The sequence below is a fragment of the Embleya sp. AB8 genome, assembly GCF_049739465.1.
In the GTDB taxonomy this organism is placed as follows: domain Bacteria; phylum Actinomycetota; class Actinomycetes; order Streptomycetales; family Streptomycetaceae; genus Embleya.
Window position 1 is genome coordinate 18,112 of the sequence record NZ_JBMHHY010000036.1, and the last position, 16,318, is coordinate 34,429.

At 71.8% G+C, this 16,318-nt stretch carries 15 protein-coding genes; 10 read left to right on the plus strand and 5 right to left on the minus strand.

All coding sequences use genetic code 11. The features are described 5' to 3' along the window. Window positions 1-10: 10 nt before the first annotated feature. Window positions 11-682 (plus strand): hypothetical protein, encoded by a 672-nt coding sequence (locus ABIA38_RS38925; protein ID WP_424643690.1) that lies wholly within the window; start codon window positions 11-13, stop codon window positions 680-682. Between the two features lie 102 nt (window positions 683-784). Continuing rightward, a complete protein-coding gene (locus ABIA38_RS38930; RefSeq protein WP_424643691.1) occupies window positions 785-3,130 on the plus strand; it encodes a cation-translocating P-type ATPase in 2,346 nt (781 codons plus the stop codon). Window positions 3,131-3,167: 37 nt separating this feature from the next. On the opposite strand, the gene ABIA38_RS38935 is transcribed toward ABIA38_RS38930, so the two are convergent. Together ABIA38_RS38935 and ABIA38_RS38940 are read right to left on the minus strand one after the other, a co-directional pair. After that, a complete protein-coding gene (locus tag ABIA38_RS38935) occupies window positions 3,168-6,242 on the minus strand; it encodes a sacsin N-terminal ATP-binding-like domain-containing protein (RefSeq protein ID WP_424643692.1) in 3,075 nt (1,024 codons plus the stop codon). 539 nt (window positions 6,243-6,781) lie between these two features. Then, window positions 6,782-7,633 (minus strand): DUF3027 domain-containing protein, encoded by an 852-nt coding sequence (locus ABIA38_RS38940; RefSeq protein ID WP_424643764.1) that lies wholly within the window; start codon window positions 7,631-7,633, stop codon window positions 6,782-6,784. A gap of 134 nt (window positions 7,634-7,767) precedes the next feature. On the opposite strand from ABIA38_RS38940, the gene ABIA38_RS38945 reads away from it, so the two are divergent. Genes ABIA38_RS38945 through ABIA38_RS38960 form a run of 4 tightly spaced genes read left to right on the plus strand, consistent with a single transcriptional unit; the run spans window position 7,768 to window position 11,285 of the window. Then, window positions 7,768-9,327 (plus strand): MFS transporter, encoded by a 1,560-nt coding sequence (locus ABIA38_RS38945; protein ID WP_424643693.1) that lies wholly within the window; start codon window positions 7,768-7,770, stop codon window positions 9,325-9,327. A 10-nt stretch (window positions 9,328-9,337) separates the two neighbouring features. Next, window positions 9,338-9,799 (plus strand): DUF2771 domain-containing protein, encoded by a 462-nt coding sequence (locus ABIA38_RS38950; protein ID WP_424643694.1) that lies wholly within the window; start codon window positions 9,338-9,340, stop codon window positions 9,797-9,799. Between the two features lie 2 nt (window positions 9,800-9,801). Beyond that, entirely contained in the window at window positions 9,802-10,452 is a 651-nt protein-coding gene (locus ABIA38_RS38955; RefSeq protein WP_424643695.1) for a futalosine hydrolase, read from the plus strand. Continuing rightward, on the plus strand, window positions 10,449-11,285 hold the full coding sequence (locus tag ABIA38_RS38960) for a 1,4-dihydroxy-6-naphthoate synthase (RefSeq protein ID WP_424643696.1): 837 nt from the start codon (window positions 10,449-10,451) through the stop codon (window positions 11,283-11,285). The genes ABIA38_RS38955 and ABIA38_RS38960 overlap by 4 nt, the downstream gene beginning before the upstream one ends. A gap of 399 nt (window positions 11,286-11,684) precedes the next feature. On the opposite strand, the gene ABIA38_RS38965 is transcribed toward ABIA38_RS38960, so the two are convergent. Further along, entirely contained in the window at window positions 11,685-12,068 is a 384-nt protein-coding gene (locus ABIA38_RS38965; RefSeq protein WP_424643697.1) for a cold-shock protein, read from the minus strand. Between the two features lie 203 nt (window positions 12,069-12,271). Between ABIA38_RS38965 and ABIA38_RS38970 the strand changes: the two genes are divergently transcribed. From ABIA38_RS38970 to ABIA38_RS38985, 4 genes are all read left to right on the plus strand, one after another. Then, entirely contained in the window at window positions 12,272-12,508 is a 237-nt protein-coding gene (locus tag ABIA38_RS38970) for a hypothetical protein (RefSeq protein WP_424643698.1), read from the plus strand. A gap of 259 nt (window positions 12,509-12,767) precedes the next feature. Continuing rightward, on the plus strand, window positions 12,768-13,307 hold the full coding sequence (locus ABIA38_RS38975) for a GNAT family N-acetyltransferase (protein WP_424643765.1): 540 nt from the start codon (window positions 12,768-12,770) through the stop codon (window positions 13,305-13,307). 564 nt (window positions 13,308-13,871) lie between these two features. Continuing rightward, complete coding sequence (locus tag ABIA38_RS38980; RefSeq protein WP_424643699.1) at window positions 13,872-14,120, plus strand: hypothetical protein; 249 nt, start codon at window positions 13,872-13,874, stop codon at window positions 14,118-14,120. Then, the gene (locus ABIA38_RS38985; RefSeq protein ID WP_424643700.1) at window positions 14,117-14,875 is read left to right on the plus strand and encodes a DUF6193 family natural product biosynthesis protein; all 759 of its coding nucleotides are present in this window, start codon (window positions 14,117-14,119) and stop codon (window positions 14,873-14,875) included. Before ABIA38_RS38980 ends, ABIA38_RS38985 begins: the two co-directional genes overlap by 4 nt. Here ABIA38_RS38985 and ABIA38_RS38990 read toward each other — a convergent pair. Further along, window positions 14,861-15,580 carry a hypothetical protein gene (locus tag ABIA38_RS38990; RefSeq protein ID WP_424643701.1) on the minus strand — a complete coding sequence of 240 codons (720 nt, stop codon included), beginning with the start codon at window positions 15,578-15,580 and terminating at the stop codon, window positions 14,861-14,863. The two genes, ABIA38_RS38985 and ABIA38_RS38990, sit on opposite strands and share 15 nt — an antisense overlap. Continuing rightward, window positions 15,577-16,293, minus strand: coding sequence for a nucleoside monophosphate kinase (locus ABIA38_RS38995; RefSeq protein ID WP_424643702.1), 717 nt, complete (start codon window positions 16,291-16,293; stop codon window positions 15,577-15,579). The genes ABIA38_RS38990 and ABIA38_RS38995 overlap by 4 nt, the downstream gene beginning before the upstream one ends. Window positions 16,294-16,318: the final 25 nt, after the last annotated feature.

The following is a 16,318-nucleotide window of genomic DNA, read 5'->3' on the forward strand; positions in this document are numbered from 1 at the left end:
CCTTGTTTTCGTGAGCAGGCACGGGAGCGGGAAACGACGGCGCACCTCGCCGGATCCGGACGACCCGGGCGGCGCGCGCCCGGAGGCGGGCACGACGCCGGGTCCCGTCGAGGACACGTTCGACGCGGGCGCCCCCGGCAGCGGCGACTACCCGGCCTACGGCGCGGAGCCGTACCCGCCGACGGACTACGCACCCACCGACTACGCCCCGGCGGACTACGCACCCCCGGCGGAGCCGGCGTACGAATCCGGCGGCTACCCGGCCGGGTCGCCCACCTTCGAGCCCGACGCCTACGACTCGGGCGATCACCGGGCGGCCGACTACGCCGGCGCGAGCGCCTACGACCCGGCCACCGACCCGGCCCTGGGCGCCCCCACCACCCATACCGCGCAGTTCGCCGCCGTCGCCGACCCGCCCGAGTCGTCGCCCGCCGACCCGGAACCCCCGGCCTCGGACACCGGGATGCGGCCACCGCCGCCCCCGCACGAGGGCGACATCATCAAGCTCGTCTCGGTCGGCAGCCTGATCTGGTTCGCGCTGTTCGTGCTCGCGTGGTTCATGCGCGACTCGCTCGCCGACGACGGCCGCGACTGGTGGCCGTGGTGCGCACTGGCCGGTTCGGGGCTCGGCCTGTTCGGGCTCTGGTACTGCCGCCGACTGCAGAGCGCGCAGGACGACTGAGTCGGGACGACCGAGTACGGGCCGAGTGCGGGACCGGACGCGCCCCGCAACCCACCCCCGAATAGCCACAAAATCCGACATTCCCTGACGTAACTTCAGGGCATGATCGATGCCTCCGCCACCAGCACCGGGCTGACCACCGCCGAGGTCGCCGAACGTGTCGCGGGCGGTCGGGTCAACGATGTGCCGACCCGGTCCAGTCGCAGCACCACGGCGATCGTCCGGGGCAACGTCTTCACCAGGTTCAATGCGATCATCGGCACGCTGTTCGTGCTGATCCTGATCGTCGGCCCGCCCCAGGACGGCCTGTTCGGCCTGGTCATCGTGGCCAACACGGCCATCGGCATCATCCAGGAGCTGCGCGCCAAGCGGACCCTGGACACGCTCGCCGTGGTCGGCGAGGCCAAGCCGCGCGTGCGCCGGGACGGGCGCACCATCGAGTTGTCCGCCCGCGAACTGGTGCTCGACGACGTCTGCGAACTCGGCGCCGGCGAGCAGGTCCTGGTGGACGGCGCGGTCGTCGAGGCGGACGCGCTCGAACTCGACGAGTCGCTGCTGACCGGCGAGACCGACCCGGTACGCAAGCAGGTCGGCGACCGGGTGATGTCCGGGAGCTTCGTGGCCGCCGGCAACGGCGCGTTCCGCACCACCAAGGTCGGCCGCGACGCGTATGCCGCCCGACTCGCCGAGGAGGCCGGTCGGTTCACCCTGGTCGACTCGGAACTGCGCAAGGGCCTGGACCGGATCCTGCGCTACGTCACGTGGTTGATGATCCCGGTCGGCATCCTGCTGATCATCAGCCAACTGCGCACCCACGACGGCCTGCCCAACGCGCTGCGCGGCATGGTCGCGGGACTGGTCACCATGGTCCCCGAGGGCCTGATGTTGCTCACCTCGGTCGCCTTCGCGGTCGGTGTGGTGCGCCTGGGTCGCAAGCAGTGCCTGGTCCAGGAGTTGCCCGCGATCGAGGGGCTGGCCCGGGTGGACGTGGTCTGCCTGGACAAGACCGGCACCCTCACCGAGGGCGGGATGGACGTCGGCGAGGTCCGGGCGCTGGACGCCGCGCTGCCGATCGACGCCGCGCTGGGCGCCCTCGGCGGCTCGGACCCGCGTCCGAACGCCAGCCTCCAGGCGATCGTGGACGCATATCCGGCGCCGCCGGACTGGCCGGTGACCGAGATCGCCGCGTTCTCCTCGGCCCGCAAGTGGAGCGGCGCGAGTTTCGCCGGCCACGGCACGTGGCTGCTGGGCGCGCCCGACGTACTGCTTCCCGAGGGCCACCCGGTGCTCGCCGAGGTGGACGAACTGGGCGCGCGGGGGCTGCGGGTGCTGCTCCTGGCCACCGCCGACGGGCTGACCGACGAGGCCGGCGCCCGGGCCCGGCCGGCCGCCCTGGTGGTGCTGCAGCAGCGGCTGCGCCCGGACGCCGCCGCGACGCTGCGCTACTTCGCGAGCCAGGACGTGGCGACCAAGGTGATCTCCGGGGACAACGCCCTCTCGGTCGGCGCGGTGGCCGGCAAACTCGGCCTGGCCGGCGCCGAACACGCCGTGGATGCCCGCCGGTTGCCCGACGACCGGGCCGAACTCGGCCGGGCCCTGGCGGACCACACCGTCTTCGGCCGGGTCACCCCGCAGCAGAAGCGGGCGATGGTGGCCGCCCTCCAGGCCCGCGGCCACACGGTCGCGATGACCGGCGACGGGGTCAACGACGTACTCGCGCTCAAGGACGCGGACATCGGCGTGGCAATGGGCTCGGGCAGCGGGGCCAGTCGGGCGGTCGCGCAGATCGTGCTCCTGGACAACAGGTTCGCCACGCTGCCCTCGGTGGTGGCCGAGGGTCGCCGGGTGATCGGCAACATCGAGCGAGTGGCCAACCTGTTCCTGGTCAAGACGGTGTACGCGCTGCTCCTGTCGCTGCTCACCGGGGTCGCCGGGGTCGTGTTCCCGTTCCTGCCCCGGCACCTGACCCTGATCGGCACGCTCACCATCGGCGTACCGGCCTTCTTCCTGGCCCTGGCGCCGAACACCGAACGTGCCCGCGCCGGTTTCGTGCCGCGTGTGCTTCGCTTCGCCATCCCCGGCGGCGTGGTGGCCGCGGCGGCCACCTTCCTGGCCTACTGGCTGGCCCACCTCAACCAGGCGTCCGACCTCGACCAGGACCGCACCACCGCGGTGATCACCCTGTTCCTGGTCGCGATCTGGATCCTGGCGATGGTCGCCCGCCCCTACACGTGGTGGAAGATCGTGCTGATCGCGGCGATGATCGGCGCCTTCCTGATCGCGCTCTACGTCCCGTTCGTGGCCCGCTTCTTCGCACTCCACCCGCAGGACCAGGGCAACAACGGCAAGGCGATCGGCATCGCGATCGTCGGCGCCGCGCTGCTCGAACTGGGTTGGCGCATCTCGGGTTGGGTGCGCCGAACGCAGGCGGCGGACGCCGCGGCCTGAGCCCCGGCGTGCGCCGCCCGGTCACCTCGACGTCCGGTCACACGCCGTCGAAGTCGCGTTCCGTGGCGAAGTGGTCGGCGTTCTCCGGGTGGGTCAGCAGCTGCTCGACCTCGAACCGGCGGTGCCACTCGCCCGCCGCCCAGGCCAGGCCGCGGGCCACGCCCTCGAACGTGGTCGCGTGCACCTGACCGTCCAAGTAGCGCCAGTCGGCGTCGAGTTCGGTGTCGCCCGGGCCGGAGACGATCAGTTCCTCGTGCTCGAAGTATTCCTTCGGCGCGTCCGGCATCGCGGCCAGCACGTCGTCCGGCACCTCGTGCAGTGTGCCCTCGGAGAGCACCTTGCCGGGGATCGTCTCGGACAGCAGCGGTACGTCCAGCAGGTCCGCCAGCGCCTCCGCGCGGTCCGGGCGGACCGGCAGCACCACGTGCGCCGAGTCGTTCGCGACCAGTGCGGCCAGGTCCGGCGCGTCGCCCACCAGCGCGTCCGCGACGTCGGCGACGGTCATCCGCCCGCCGGAGACGCCGCGCAGCTCGGCGGGCGCGGACAACCGCTCGGGCGCGATGTCGGCGAGCGCCGTGTAGAGCGCGCGCAGCTGATCGCGCGTGACGGGCCGCTCCGGGTCCGCCAGGCGCTCCAGGAGTTCGTCCGGGCCGTCCGGGTCGGCAAGCAACGCGGTGAGCGTCGTACGCACCCCCAGGGCGGTCAGGAACACCGGGTCCAGGCTCGCCCGCACCTCGTCGTAGAGCCCGTGCAGCAGCCGGTCCCCGTCCGCGGCCAGCAGCCCGGCCGGCCGCCGACCGTCGAGCACCGGATGCCCGCGCAACCACCACGCGGTGTACGAGGGCACCCGGGCGGTGCCGCCGTCCGGGAGCAGTACGTGGGCCGGCTCGATCACCGCGGTGCGCAGCGGCGGCGCGGCGATCACCTCGAGCGCCTCGTCCCACGCGTCGTCCGCGACCAGGTCCAGATCGCGGACCGCGACGAACCCGGCGAGGACCGGCGGCACCCCCTGGTCCGGCAGGTGGTCGAGCACGTCGTCGAGCCAGTCGTCCTCGGCGTCCAGGTCGTGGTCACAACCGTCGTGGTCGAGGACCACGTCGTCCTCCTGCACCAGGCCGAACGTGCCGAGCACGCCGACCGCCTCGAGCACGTCCTCGCCCCAGCGCTCGACCAGGTCCGGGTAGACGATGCCGAGCGCGTCCGGCTCGACCACCGCGGCGATCCGGCTGCCGGGCAACATCAGTTCGCCGGCCGGGACCGCGTCGCCGTCCACGTCGGGCAGCAGCAGCGCGGCCAGCCAGGGCTCGTCGCCGGGGCCGATCCGGGCGGCCCGGACCAGATCCAGGATCGCGTCCGCGATGTCGTCCCCGTCCTCGCTCTCGGTGACCGCGGCGCGCACCGCGGGATCGGCCAGCACCGCGCGCGGGGTGGCCCGGATCGCGCCGAGCCGCTCAAGGAGCGGGTGGGCCGCGTCCGGGTGGGCGACCCGCAGGCGCAGTACGTCCAGCGCGGCCAGGTCCGGGCTGTCCGGGCAGGGCAGCAGGATCCCGCGCGGCCCGCGCACGATCCGCCCGTCGGCCAGCGGCACCGGCAGCGCGCCGAGCGCGTCCCGGGCGGCCGGGTCGAACGCGTCGTAGAGGTCGCGCCACCAGGCCGGGTCCCGGTCCATCCCGGCGAGCTGGTCGACCACCTCGGCCAGCGGCAGTCGGCGCACCCCCAGGACGCGCAACGCCGCGCTGCGATCCAGGCCGGCGGGCAGCAATCCGGCCACCACCGGGGCCAGTGCGGCGACCAGGCCCGGGCTCGCCGTCTCGATCAACACCGCGTCGCGCGGGCGCAGCAGATCGCGGTCGCGCGCGGTGGTGCCACGATCGAGCAGCAGCGCGTCGGGGTCGTCCGGCTCGGTGTCGGGGGCGGGCGCGGCGGCGGGCAGAAACGCCGTGTCGGCGAGGCGGGCCAGCACCCGGTGGCGCAGCAGCCCGTCCAGCTCACCCTCGGCGGTCGGGCCGGGCACCAGGCTCAGGATCGTGGTGGTGCTGGTCGGCCAGGTACCGAGCAGGTTCGCGTAGCCGGCGGCGGCGCGTTCGATCAGGAAGTCGCGCAGCGGGCCGGGCGCGGTATGCCGACGGGTCGGGTCGAGCGGGAAGGAGGCGACCAGGAGCGCGGGCAGCCCGAGTGGTTCGTCGGTGGGTGTGGGGGCGTGCACCACGGGCCGCACACTCGGCCGGCGCGGCTGGTCGTCGGCGTCCAGCGGGACCGCCCACAACACCGACCAGGCCGCGCGCCGGCGCTCCTCGGTGGGCCGGTCGGCGAGCAGTTCGGGGTCGAGCGCACCGCCGTCCTCGCCGACCCGCCAGCGAGTGGCCACGCCGTTGTCGGTGACCACCAGGGCGCCGCCGTCGGCCCGACAGGTGAGGGTGCGCACCCCCTCCGGGGTCTCGATCACGATCTCGCCGATCCGGCGCAGCGTGAGCAGCAGCGCGTCGTCGACCTCGGCGAGCAGCCGGGCGGCCAGGTCCGCCGCGGCGCCGTCGCGCAGCGGCAACACCACGCAGGTGTCGTAGTCCTCGGGCGGGGTGCCCTCGGCGGGCATCGGCAGCCGCAACACCGGCACCCCGCCGTCGCGGCGGGCCAGTTCGTCGGTCAGGCCGGCGTTGTCGTGGGCCGCCTCGGCGACCAGGTCGCGGGCCTCTTGGAGGGACCAGCGCACGCCGCCGGTGCGGGAGAGCACGCACGGCTCGTCGCTGACCGCGAGCACCGCGGCGAAGCCGACGCCGAAGCGGCCGACCGCCTCGGGTCCGTCGTCGCGCTTGGCCGAGGCGCGCAGCGTGGACAGCGCCTCGACGCCCTGCGCGTGCAGCGGGTCGCCGGTGTTGGCCGCGACCAGGACGCCGTCCCGCAGGGTGAGCCGGAGTCGGCCGAGCACACCCGCCCGGGCGGCGGCGTCGGCGGCGTTCTGCGCGAGTTCGACCACCAGGCGGTCGCGATAGCCGCCGAGGGCGAGTTCCTCCTCGGCGTTCGCGTCCTCCCGGAAACGCGCGGGCGACGCGATCCACGCGTCCAGTACGGCTCGCCGAAGCGAAGCGGTGCCAAAGCGGTCCTCGATGCCCATGCCGTGCGCCGTCCCTCGATCGCGGATGTGGCCGGAACCCTATTGCGTTTCCGAGCGCCCGGCTTCCCGGCCATCCCAGGGCGTGGACGGCAATGGATCAAGTCGCGCAGAACCCACGCAAACAGCTAACCGACAATCCCGAGCCGAAACCGGAGAACCCGGACCCAGCCACCCGGATGGCGGAAACGACGACGAACCCCCCACGGAACACGAAGCGACCTCGACGGGCCGAGCGGCCGGAGCGGCCCGAGTGGCCGGAGTGGCCGGAGCGACCCGGCCGATCCGAGCGGCCCGAGTGGCCAAACGACCCGAATCACTCGGGCCGCCCGAGTGGCCCGAGCAGCCCGAGCGGTATGTGGCCGAAACGACCCGAAGCCGCCACCGGATCGGTGGCGGCTTCGGCGTGTTGACGGAGGTGTCGAAGGAGGTGTCGAAGGTGACGGCGGGGTCGGCCACGAGGTCGGCGGCAGGACGGCCCGGTGTCCCGGGCGTGTCGCACCGCGTCGCAGGGTGTCGCACCGCGTCGCAGAGCGCGGATGTCAGGAGTGGCCCAGTTGGTCCTCGCCGGGCGCCAGGGCGTCCTCGTCGGCCGAGGTCTCCACCGGGCGGATCCGCACGGTCTCGATCCGGTACTCGTCCAGGGACAGCTCGGCGGCGGGCGTCGCGGCGGGCATCACGGCCGCCTCCGAGTGACCACCGCAGCCGTAGGCCAGCGAGACCATCCGACCGTCGGCGGGCGAGTACTCGTTGGCACAGACGCCGAACGCCTGCCCGAGCGGACCGCCGACCTTGACCAGGAATCCACAACTCGTGCAGTGCGCCGGGGCGGCCTGGGCCATCGGCGTGGCCCGGCCGAAGTTCTCGTCCCAGCGGTCTGCGGCCAGATCGCGGCCGACCGGGGACAGAACGCGAGCGCGTCCCTGCCCGAGGTCGTAGGCGACCGCCTTGGGACCGAACCCGATCGGTTCGGTCAGTTCCTCCTCTGTCTCGTCCGCTCCGGTGTAACCGAATTCGAGACGGGGGTCGTCGGCGTCGGTGGGCAACAGGTCGCCCACGCCGAGGTCGCCGGGACGAAGACGCTCGTTCCACGGCACCCAGGCAGGCGCGAGCAGCGCCTCGGGGCCGGGAACGAGGACGGTTTCGTCCACGGTCACCAGCTTGGCGCGGGGCGCCCGGGCAACGGTCACCGCCCAGCGCCAGCCGTGGTAGGCGGACTCGCGGCACGCGAACAGGTGGGTGACCAGGCGATCACCATCCACCTGAACACCCAGATGCTCGCCGACGGAGTCCTGACCTGCGGCTTCCTCGGCGGCAGCGAAGGCAAGATCAACCGCCTCGGCGCAGAGGCGGTCCGGGGTTCGACTACGGGTCGCGGCACTCACGAGAGTGATTCTCTCTCACGCGTCGAAGGTCTCCACCGCCGATACCCTCAAAAGGCGTCCGATTCCCGAACGGGCGCGCGGAGCGAGGCCATCCTGGCGTGTCGTGACCGCATCAACCGAGGGAGCGAGGGCAGGATCCCGGCGTGGCAGCCTCCAAGACCACCACCGCATCACGGCGCACTGTTCGTGCGCCGAGCTCGACCCGTGGGTCGTTCGGCAGGAACCGAGGTCCGGCACGTCGCGCGCTGGGCTGGTTCGGCGGACTGTTCACCGGCGGCTTCGGCAAACTACGCGGCGCGGCTCGGGCCAAGGGGGCCGGCGAGAGCGGCCTCGCCAAGCTGATCGAGTTGCATCTGATCAACAACGCGGGCGACGCGCTGGTGACCATGGCGCTGGCCACGACCGTGTTCTTCTCGGTGCCCACCGGCCAGGCGCGCGACCGAGTCGCGCTGTACCTGTTGATCACCCTCGCGCCGTTCGCGCTGCTCGCCCCGGTGCTCGGCCCGATCCTGGACCGGATGCGGCGTGGCCGGCGTTTCGCGATGGCGGTGGCGATGCTGGTCCGGGTGGGACTGTGCTGGCTGATGGCCGGCTCGGTGACCGACGGCGGGCTCGAACTGTATCCGGCCGCATTCGGCGTACTGGTGTCCTCGAAGGTGTACGGGGTCAGCCGCAGCGCGGTGGTGCCCCGACTGCAACCGCGCTCGGTCTCGCTGGTCAAGGCGAATGCGCGGATCACCATGTTCGGGCTGATCGGCACCATGGCCGCGGCGCCGCTCGCGGGTGGCCTCAAGTACACCCTCGGCACCCCCGCGATCCTGTACGCGGCATGCGTCGTATTCACCCTCGGCGCGATCCTCTCGCTCACCCTGCCGGCCAAGGTCGACTCGGCCGAGGGTGAGGACCGGGCCTCGTTCAGCACCGAGGCACCCGGCGTCGAACACCGACGCAAGGTATCGCTGACCAAGCTGCGGGTCGGCCGGGGCGCGGCCGGCGACGCGGTGCCCGAGCCCAGGGCCGAGGATGCGGTCGAGGCCGCGCCGGGTGCCGGGCGCGAGTCCGGCCGCAAACCGGTCAAGCTCAAGACCTCCCGGCGGCTGCGCAGCGTGGGCCCATCGGTGGTCCAGGCGCTGTGGGCGAACGCGGCGATGCGCGGCTTCTCCGGGTTCCTGATCATGTTCCTGGGCTTCCTGATGCGTGAGCACCCGGTGGCCGACCTGTCCGCAACCCAGGCGATCAGCGCAGTCGTCGTCGCCGCCGCGGTCGGCAACGCGATCGGCACCGGGCTCGGCGCCTGGCTCAAGTCCCGCGCGCCGGAGGTGATCATCGTCGGCGTGCTGCTGGTGTCCGCGACCTGCGCGGCGTGGGCGGCGCTGATGTACAGCCTGGTCACCGTGCTCGCGGTGGCGGCGGTGGCCGGTCTGGCCCAGGCATTGGGCAAGTTGTCCCTGGACGCGATGATTCAGCGCGACATCCCCGAGGCGGTACGCACCTCGGCCTTCGCCCGCACCGAGACCGCGCTCCAGGTGGCGTCGGTGATGGGCAGCGGCGTCGGCATCGCATTGCCCCTGAACGGCACGTTGGGGATGAGCGTGGCGGCCGGCGTACTCACGCTGGCGGTGCTGCTCGCGGGCCGCAAGCTCACGACGCGCCGGACGCGCCGCAAACGATCCCCCGGCATTCGGCTGCGGACCGCCCGGTAATCTTCCGATCATGAAGACTCGCCGCCCTGCCGCCCTCGCCGGCGCCGCCGTTCTGGGCGCGCTCGCCCTGACCGGCTGCAACATCGACAAGCCCACGCCGTTGGTGACCCTGGTCAGCGGAAGCACGTCGGTGCACTCCGAGGCCGAGTGCTACAAGGAGAACGGCACGCTCGACGAGGCGAAGGCGGAAGACTGCCTGAAGAGCACGGACGGCAAGACCATCTCGGTCGGCGAAGGCGGCAGCTTCGCTGTCGGCGTCGACAAGAAGATCGCCGACGCCGGTTGGGCATTGCTGATCAACGGCAAGCAGCAGTCGCAGACGCCGATCAAGACCACCTACGTCAAGGGCATGAGCCTGACCTACGGCGAGCCGACCGCCGAAAGCGCGCCGATCACGGTGCAGGTCGTGCAGCCCGACGGCAAGACCGGCTATCGGGGCATCTGGACGTTCAAGATCGAGAAGAAGAAGTAACCTTGCCCATCCTGGTGATCACCGCCGTTACCGCCGAGCGCGATGCCGTGCTCGGCGGTTCGCGTTCGTGGGGGACGGCCGGCCCGGACGTATTCACCGTCGGGGTGGGTCCGGCCGCTGCCGCCGCCGGCACCGCTGCGGCGCTCGCGCGTGGCGCCTACGACCTGGTGGTCAACGCCGGTATCGCGGGCGGCTTCGCCGGGGTGGCGCCGGTCGGGTCGACGGTGCTGGCCGATCGGGTGGTGGCGGCCGATCTGGGGGCGCAGACCGCCGACGGGTTCGTGCCGATCGAGGAACTGGGGTTCGGTACGGGCGGGTTCGTGGCGGATTCGGGGCTGGTCACCCACGTGGGTGACGCGCTGCGGGCAGCCGGCATCACGCTCGCGGTCGGCCCCGCGCTCACCGTCTCCACGATCACCGGCACCGCCGCGCGGGCCGCCGAGTTGGCCGAACGTCACCCGGGCGCCGCGGCCGAGGGCATGGAAGGCTTCGGAGTGGCCACCGCCGCCGCCGCGTTCGGGGTGCCGATGCTCGAACTGCGTACCGTCTCCAACGCCGTCGGCCCGCGCGACCGTGCGGCGTGGCGCATCCCCGACGCCCTGCGCGCACTCACCGCGGCCTTCGCCGCGCTCGAAGGGAGCCTGACGCCGTGACCCTGTCGCTGGCCTATTCGCCGTGCCCGAACGACACGTTCGTCTTCCACGCCTGGACGCACGGCCTGCTCCCGGACGCGCCGCCCGTCGAGGTGCGCTACGCCGACATCGACATCACCAACGGCCTGGCCGAACGCGGCGAGCTGGACCTGCTGAAGGTGTCCTACGCGGCGCTCCCCTGGGTCCTGGACGAGTACGCCCTGCTCCCCTGCGGCGGCGCGCTCGGCCGCGGCTGCGGCCCCCTCGTACTGAGCCTGGGCGCCACGACGCCCGCCGCGCTCGCCGGCAAGGTGGTCGCGGTCCCGAGCGAACGCTCCACCGCATACCTCCTGTTCCGCCTGTGGGCGGCCGGCAACGTGCCCGGCGGCGTCGGCGAGATCAAGGTGCTCCCGTTCCACGAGATCATGCCCGCCGTGCGCGACGGCATCGTGGACGCGGGCCTGGTCATCCACGAGGCGCGCTTCACCTATGCCCGCTACGGCCTGACCTGCCTGGCCGACATGGGCGACTGGTGGGAGTCCGACACGGGCTTCCCGATCCCGCTCGGCGCGATCATCGCCAAGCGCTCCCTCGACCTGCCCGCCCTGGCCGCGGCGGCCCGAGCCAGCGTCGAACACGCCTGGGCCAACCCGGAGGCGTCCCGCGCATACGTCCTCCGACACGCCCAGGAAATGGACCCGTCGGTGGCCGACCAACACATCGCCCTGTACGTCAACGAGTTCACCAGAGACCTGGGCGAAGCCGGCCACGCAGCGGTAACCCACCTCCTGACCCGAGCCGCCACAGAGGGTCTGGTCCCGGCAATCCCCGAGGGCGCCCTGCAACTCCCGTAGCCCGCGGGGCGAACCACCGGGCGCCACCAAACCCGCATCCCAACCGCCGGACGAACCAAGGGGGTTCGCCAATTCAGCCGGTCCGGCGCTCGAGGACAACGGCCGTCAGGCCGTGCGTACCGGACCGTACCGCCGGACGAACCACCCGGGTCCGCCAACACCAGCCGGTCCGGCGTTTGAGGACAACGGCCGTCAGGCCGTACATGCAGCCCAACCGCCGGACGGGCCAACCGGGTTCGCCGACATCAGCCCGTCCGGCGTTTGAGGACACCGGCCGTCAGGCCGTACATGCAGCCCAACCGCCGGACGGGCCAACCGGGTTCGCCAAAAAACCAGCCCATCCGGCGTTTGAGGACAACCGCGCCGGCCGCCAGGCCAAGCGCCCGCTGCCGTACGGCGCTATGCGTCGAGTTCGTCCGCGACCGCCCGCAACAGGTCCGCGACCTTCGCCGTCGCGCGCTTGTCGGGGTAGCGACCCCGTTCGAGCGTCTTGTCGACGCCCTCCAGCACCTTGAGCAGGTCCTGGATGATGGAACTCATCTCGTCGGGCTTCTTGCGCGTCGCGGCGACGACGGAGGGCCGCGGATCCAGGACCCGGAGCGAGAGGGCCTGTTCGCCCCGCCGCCCCTCGACGATGCCGAACTCGACCCGGGTTCCCGGCTTGAGCGTGTCCAGGCCCTGTGGGAGCGCCGACGCGTGCACGAACACGTCGCCTCCGTCGTCCCGGGACAAAAACCCGAAGCCCTTGTCGGTGTCGAACCACTTGACCTTGCCGGTGGGCACGGGAGACCTCGATCGTGTCGGGACGGCTTCGTCGGGACTTTTACGAGCATTTACCAGGCTGGGTGGGGCGCACACATCGAATCCGAGCAGGAACGCGTAGTGACCCCGTTCACTCGTCCAGGCTAATGGTCGCGTTCTCGGCCGGACATGGGGATCCCGCCCCGGACGCATTCGCCCCCGCGCGGGCCGTCTACCCTGGGCCTGTGTCCAACGCATCCGCAGGCCCCGGCGATCGGCTCGTCCGCATCGGCGTGCTGCTCTTCGCCCTCGGCACGGTGGCCACGCTCGCCACCGTCACCCCCATGCTGATCGGCGCACACGCGCTGCCGACGGCGGTCTACCTGCTCAGCGCCCTGATGCCACTCGGCTTCGCGGTCGCCGCCGCCGGCCTGCTCAGGTCGATCCGCAGCCGCCGCCGGCCGGTACCGAGGACGCTCTGACCCGGGCCAGGTGCGTTCCACGGCACGAGCATGGAGCGCCCCGCCGTGTCCGCCGCGCTCGCCGACATACGTGCGCGGCCCGAGACGGGAGGCGGCCCGCCGCTGCCGAATTCGATGTCCACGAGAACAGGGTGCATCCCATTCCTGGCAGGCGTGGCTTGTTGCGCCCGGCTCCGTAGATGAGGGTGGATCCCGGGCCGGTGGGTTGATCGGTCCGCAAGTCTTCATCGCTGCCGAGTCTGCTGATTGGCTGGTCGACATGACTGAGCTCGGACCCGTCGCCTGGCCGCCCGAGTCGATCCGGACGGAGAGGCTCGTACTCCGTGAGTCCGAGGCCCGGGACCGTGCGGCGTTCATCGAGTTGCTCGCGTCGCCAGAGGTGCACACTTACCTCGGCGGCCCCCGGCCGCGTGACGAGCTTGAGCGCGAGATGCCCAGGGTGCCCGAGCGGTGGCCCGGGAGTTTCGTCGTTGATCTCGACGGGGCGATGATCGGCCAGATCCTGCTCAGGAGACCAACGGGGCACCGTCGCCCGGCTGCCGCGGGGAAGGCCGATCTCGGTTACCTGTTCCTGCCGCGGGCGTGGGGGTTCGGGTACGCCACCGAGGCGTGCGCGGCAGCACTCGACTGGTTCGACGGCGTCCTTCCCGGCGAGTCGGTGGTGCTCAGCACCCAACCCGCCAACGTCGGCTCGATGCGGCTCGCGGCAAAGCTGGGGTTCACCGAGGTAGAGCGGTTCCATGCCTGGGGCGCCGAGCAGTGGCTCGGCCTGCGGTCCCCGGTCACGCCGTCTGCTTGAGCTCGCGCTCGACAGCACGGCCAGGACGGAAGCCCAGCGCTGCTGAATCTCAGGTTCTGGCCCAGGTTCTGTGGAGCAATTACACTCCGTAGCGAGCGAGACAACTCATGCGCTGCGTCTCCGGTGGGTTTCTGCCTTGAGAAATGACGGAGAAGTGGCCGGTGCTGGGGCGCCACGAGCGGGCAGCGGGATGGTTGCAGGTGTGGTGCGATCTTGGCCGGGCGCCTCGGACGATCGATGCCTACGCCTGCGGGCCGGCCGAGTACCTGGTGGTGTGTGAACGGGAGGGTGTCGACCCGCTGGTCGCCGGTCGGGCTCATATTGCTGTCTATGTAAGGGAGTTGGCTGAGCGGCCCAGCCGTCGGGGTGTGAACGTGGTTTCGATCGATTCGGGGTCGGGGCCGGCGAACGCCACGATCCAGCAGCGGTTGGCTTCGTCAGCCGCGGCACCAGACCACGCTGGTGCCCGCCCCACCGACGCCCCGGCGTATAGCGGCCCCGGCCACCGGATTTGACTCCCGCAGCCCCTCTTCCACCAGGAAGTCGTAGAACGACCGCACCGGCATGCTCGCCACCATCCCGCTGACCGACGACGAACGCCATGCCGTCGATGACGGTCAGACCGCCTTGGACAGGCTCCTCGACCGCCTCGCCGACGTCCCCACCCCGGCGGACCCGACGCCCCGCCGGCTCGGAATACCTGCAGACTCCACGCTGCTTCCTCTCGTCGAAGTCCGACGCAGCGAGCCGCCGTCGGGAAATGTCGAAGGGCCGACCGCACCCGGAGTGCATCGGCGAGAGGGGGAATCGTGACGCCTGACCCCGCCACGGACAACCCGGCCTGCCTATATCCCGAACTCGGTCGGAACGAAACGCTCCAGAGCATCCTGCAGACAGCTGTTCGGCAGGCTGGATATGGGCTGGACGTGCTCCCCGAACGCGCTCCGGGCTGGTGGCGCTGCGGAGCCCGAGCAGACGGTGACAGTCGGACGACCACCGCTCTCCTCGGCATCGCAGAGCGCGCCTTCATCGTGAACTTCCGGGAACACGGCGTCATGATGGCCGAAGGCACGACGACCAGCTTGGACGCCGTTGTGTCGGCAATCGGCGCTTGGCAGTCCGGCGCCACCTTGGCACGCTTGAAGTCCGCATGCCCGTTCGTCGACCACAGTCCGCTCGCCGAGACACACGAGCGTGGTGACGCCGTCGAGGCCCAATGGACGAGCTACCGGCACACCTCGGCGCGGCACGTCGACCGTGAGCTCATCGAGGCTGCATACGCCCAGCCGCAGCTGCGAGCCCTGTTTCCCTTCCACAGCCACCGGACGCTGAACTTCAGCCGCTGTACCGGATTCCCCTACACCCACGACATCCCGGTGATCACCCCCGCGAACGGGAGTTACCGAGTGACCTGGTGGCACACCCGATCACCTCACGGGCCGGCGGACATCGGAGAAGCCGACACCCCTGACGATGCAGTCGCCTTGGTCATCGCCCTTCTGCCCCACAACTGCGGGCCGGCGGTTGCCGGCACCGCCGATGACCTTGACAACTCAGATTCCACATAATGATGCGGTTGACGTGTCCTTCGACGACGCCGGAGTTCCAGGGCAGGGTGAGCCCGGCGACGACGGCGTCGCGGTCGCGGTCGATGCCTGCGGCGAGGGCGGGAAGGTCGTCTTGGCGGACTGCGTCGAGCCGGTGCGGGAGTTGTTCGCCTCGGCGTTCGGTGAGCATTCTCGCGAAGGATCGGACGTGGCGGGTGAGGGCGTCGATTTCCGGGCATTTGGCCGCAACGGCTTTGAGCCGGACGGTGGCCCCCTCTGCGAAGGAGGGGCGCGGTCTCGACATACGACCTCGACACCGGGTCGTTCGGTCGGCCAGGCGGTCGGGCTCGCCGCCTCCCGGTCGGGCAGCATGTCGATCGGCCGGCGCGTCTCGACGTCGACCGGCACGGTGCCGTGGAACCGGCCCTTGCGGGTCGCGTACTCGTCGACGCCGACCACGCGCGGATCGGGAACGACCGGCTCGGGCAGGTTGGCTTCGATCTGCTCGAACGGCATCTTCAGGGCGCGTTCCAGCCGGGCACCCATGTAGCAGGAGCCGCACCGGAGTTGGCACGCCTCCGTGATGTACGGGTACACGTTGCGGAACCGCCCGTAGGGGATCCGATCGATGCGTCGGGTCTCCTCGGCGCCGGCCGGGGCCGGCATGCGGGCGTGCCCGTAGGCGTCCCCCCGCGCGGTCGGGAAGGGCAGGTCGATCGGGCTCATGGGTGTTTCCTTGCGTGGTGGGTGGCCAATTCCGTGTCCACGGCGGCGAGGACGGCGTCGGCCGGTCGGTCGGCGTCGATCGGTCGCCACGACACCGCGCCTCGGGTCAGGGCGAGGCGGATGCGCGGAAGTTCGTGATGGAATCGACGGGTTCGGGCCGCGAACCGGTCCGGGGCGTCCCCGGCGCGGAGTTGCGCGGGTTGCCCGCAGCGGGTGCATGCGCCGGCCGGGGTGACGAGTGTGGGGCGATGTGATTCGCCGCCAGGTTCCGGGACGCAGGTCGGGCACACCCGGCGGCGGTGGGCGCGGTGCCGGGCGACGTCCGGGGGCAGTTGCAGTACGACCGCCACCGACGGCACCCCGCGCGCCCGGAACAGCCGGGCCAACAGGTCCGCCTGCACGGCGTTCCCCGGGTAGCCCTCGAACACCACCGGGGACTTCGCCGAGGGCCGGAAGGGGCCGTCGACGACGGCACGGCGGACCAGGCGGACGGCCACGCCGTCCGGCAACCAGCCCAGGGCGTCGCGGACCTCGGTCGTCACCGCCGGGTCGCACTCGGCGTGCCGGGCGGCGTATTCACGCAACCGGAAGACGCGCGCGCCGTACCGGGTCGCAAGTTCGCGACTCAGGGTGCTCTTGCCGCTCGCGGGCGGCCCCAGCAGGATCACGGCCGCCCAGCCTCCCGCCGCACCGTCACCGTTGCTGGTGCCCATAGGGCGGACCAGGGACAAGGGATGG

Excerpts from the sequence above, each read along its gene's own strand:
- ABIA38_RS38980 (WP_424643699.1), top strand. The coding sequence starts at position 13,872 with ATGCTCGCCACCATCCCGCTGACCGACGACGAACGCCATGCCGTCGAT.
- ABIA38_RS38930 (WP_424643691.1), top strand. The coding sequence starts at position 785 with ATGATCGATGCCTCCGCCACCAGCACCGGGCTGACCACCGCCGAGGTC.
- ABIA38_RS38975 (WP_424643765.1), top strand. The coding sequence starts at position 12,768 with ATGACTGAGCTCGGACCCGTCGCCTGGCCGCCCGAGTCGATCCGGACG.
- ABIA38_RS38935 (WP_424643692.1), bottom strand. The coding sequence starts at position 6,242 with ATGGGCATCGAGGACCGCTTTGGCACCGCTTCGCTTCGGCGAGCCGTA.
- ABIA38_RS38995 (WP_424643702.1), bottom strand. The coding sequence starts at position 16,293 with ATGGGCACCAGCAACGGTGACGGTGCGGCGGGAGGCTGGGCGGCCGTG.
- ABIA38_RS38950 (WP_424643694.1), top strand. The coding sequence starts at position 9,338 with ATGAAGACTCGCCGCCCTGCCGCCCTCGCCGGCGCCGCCGTTCTGGGC.
- ABIA38_RS38990 (WP_424643701.1), bottom strand. The coding sequence starts at position 15,580 with ATGAGCCCGATCGACCTGCCCTTCCCGACCGCGCGGGGGGACGCCTAC.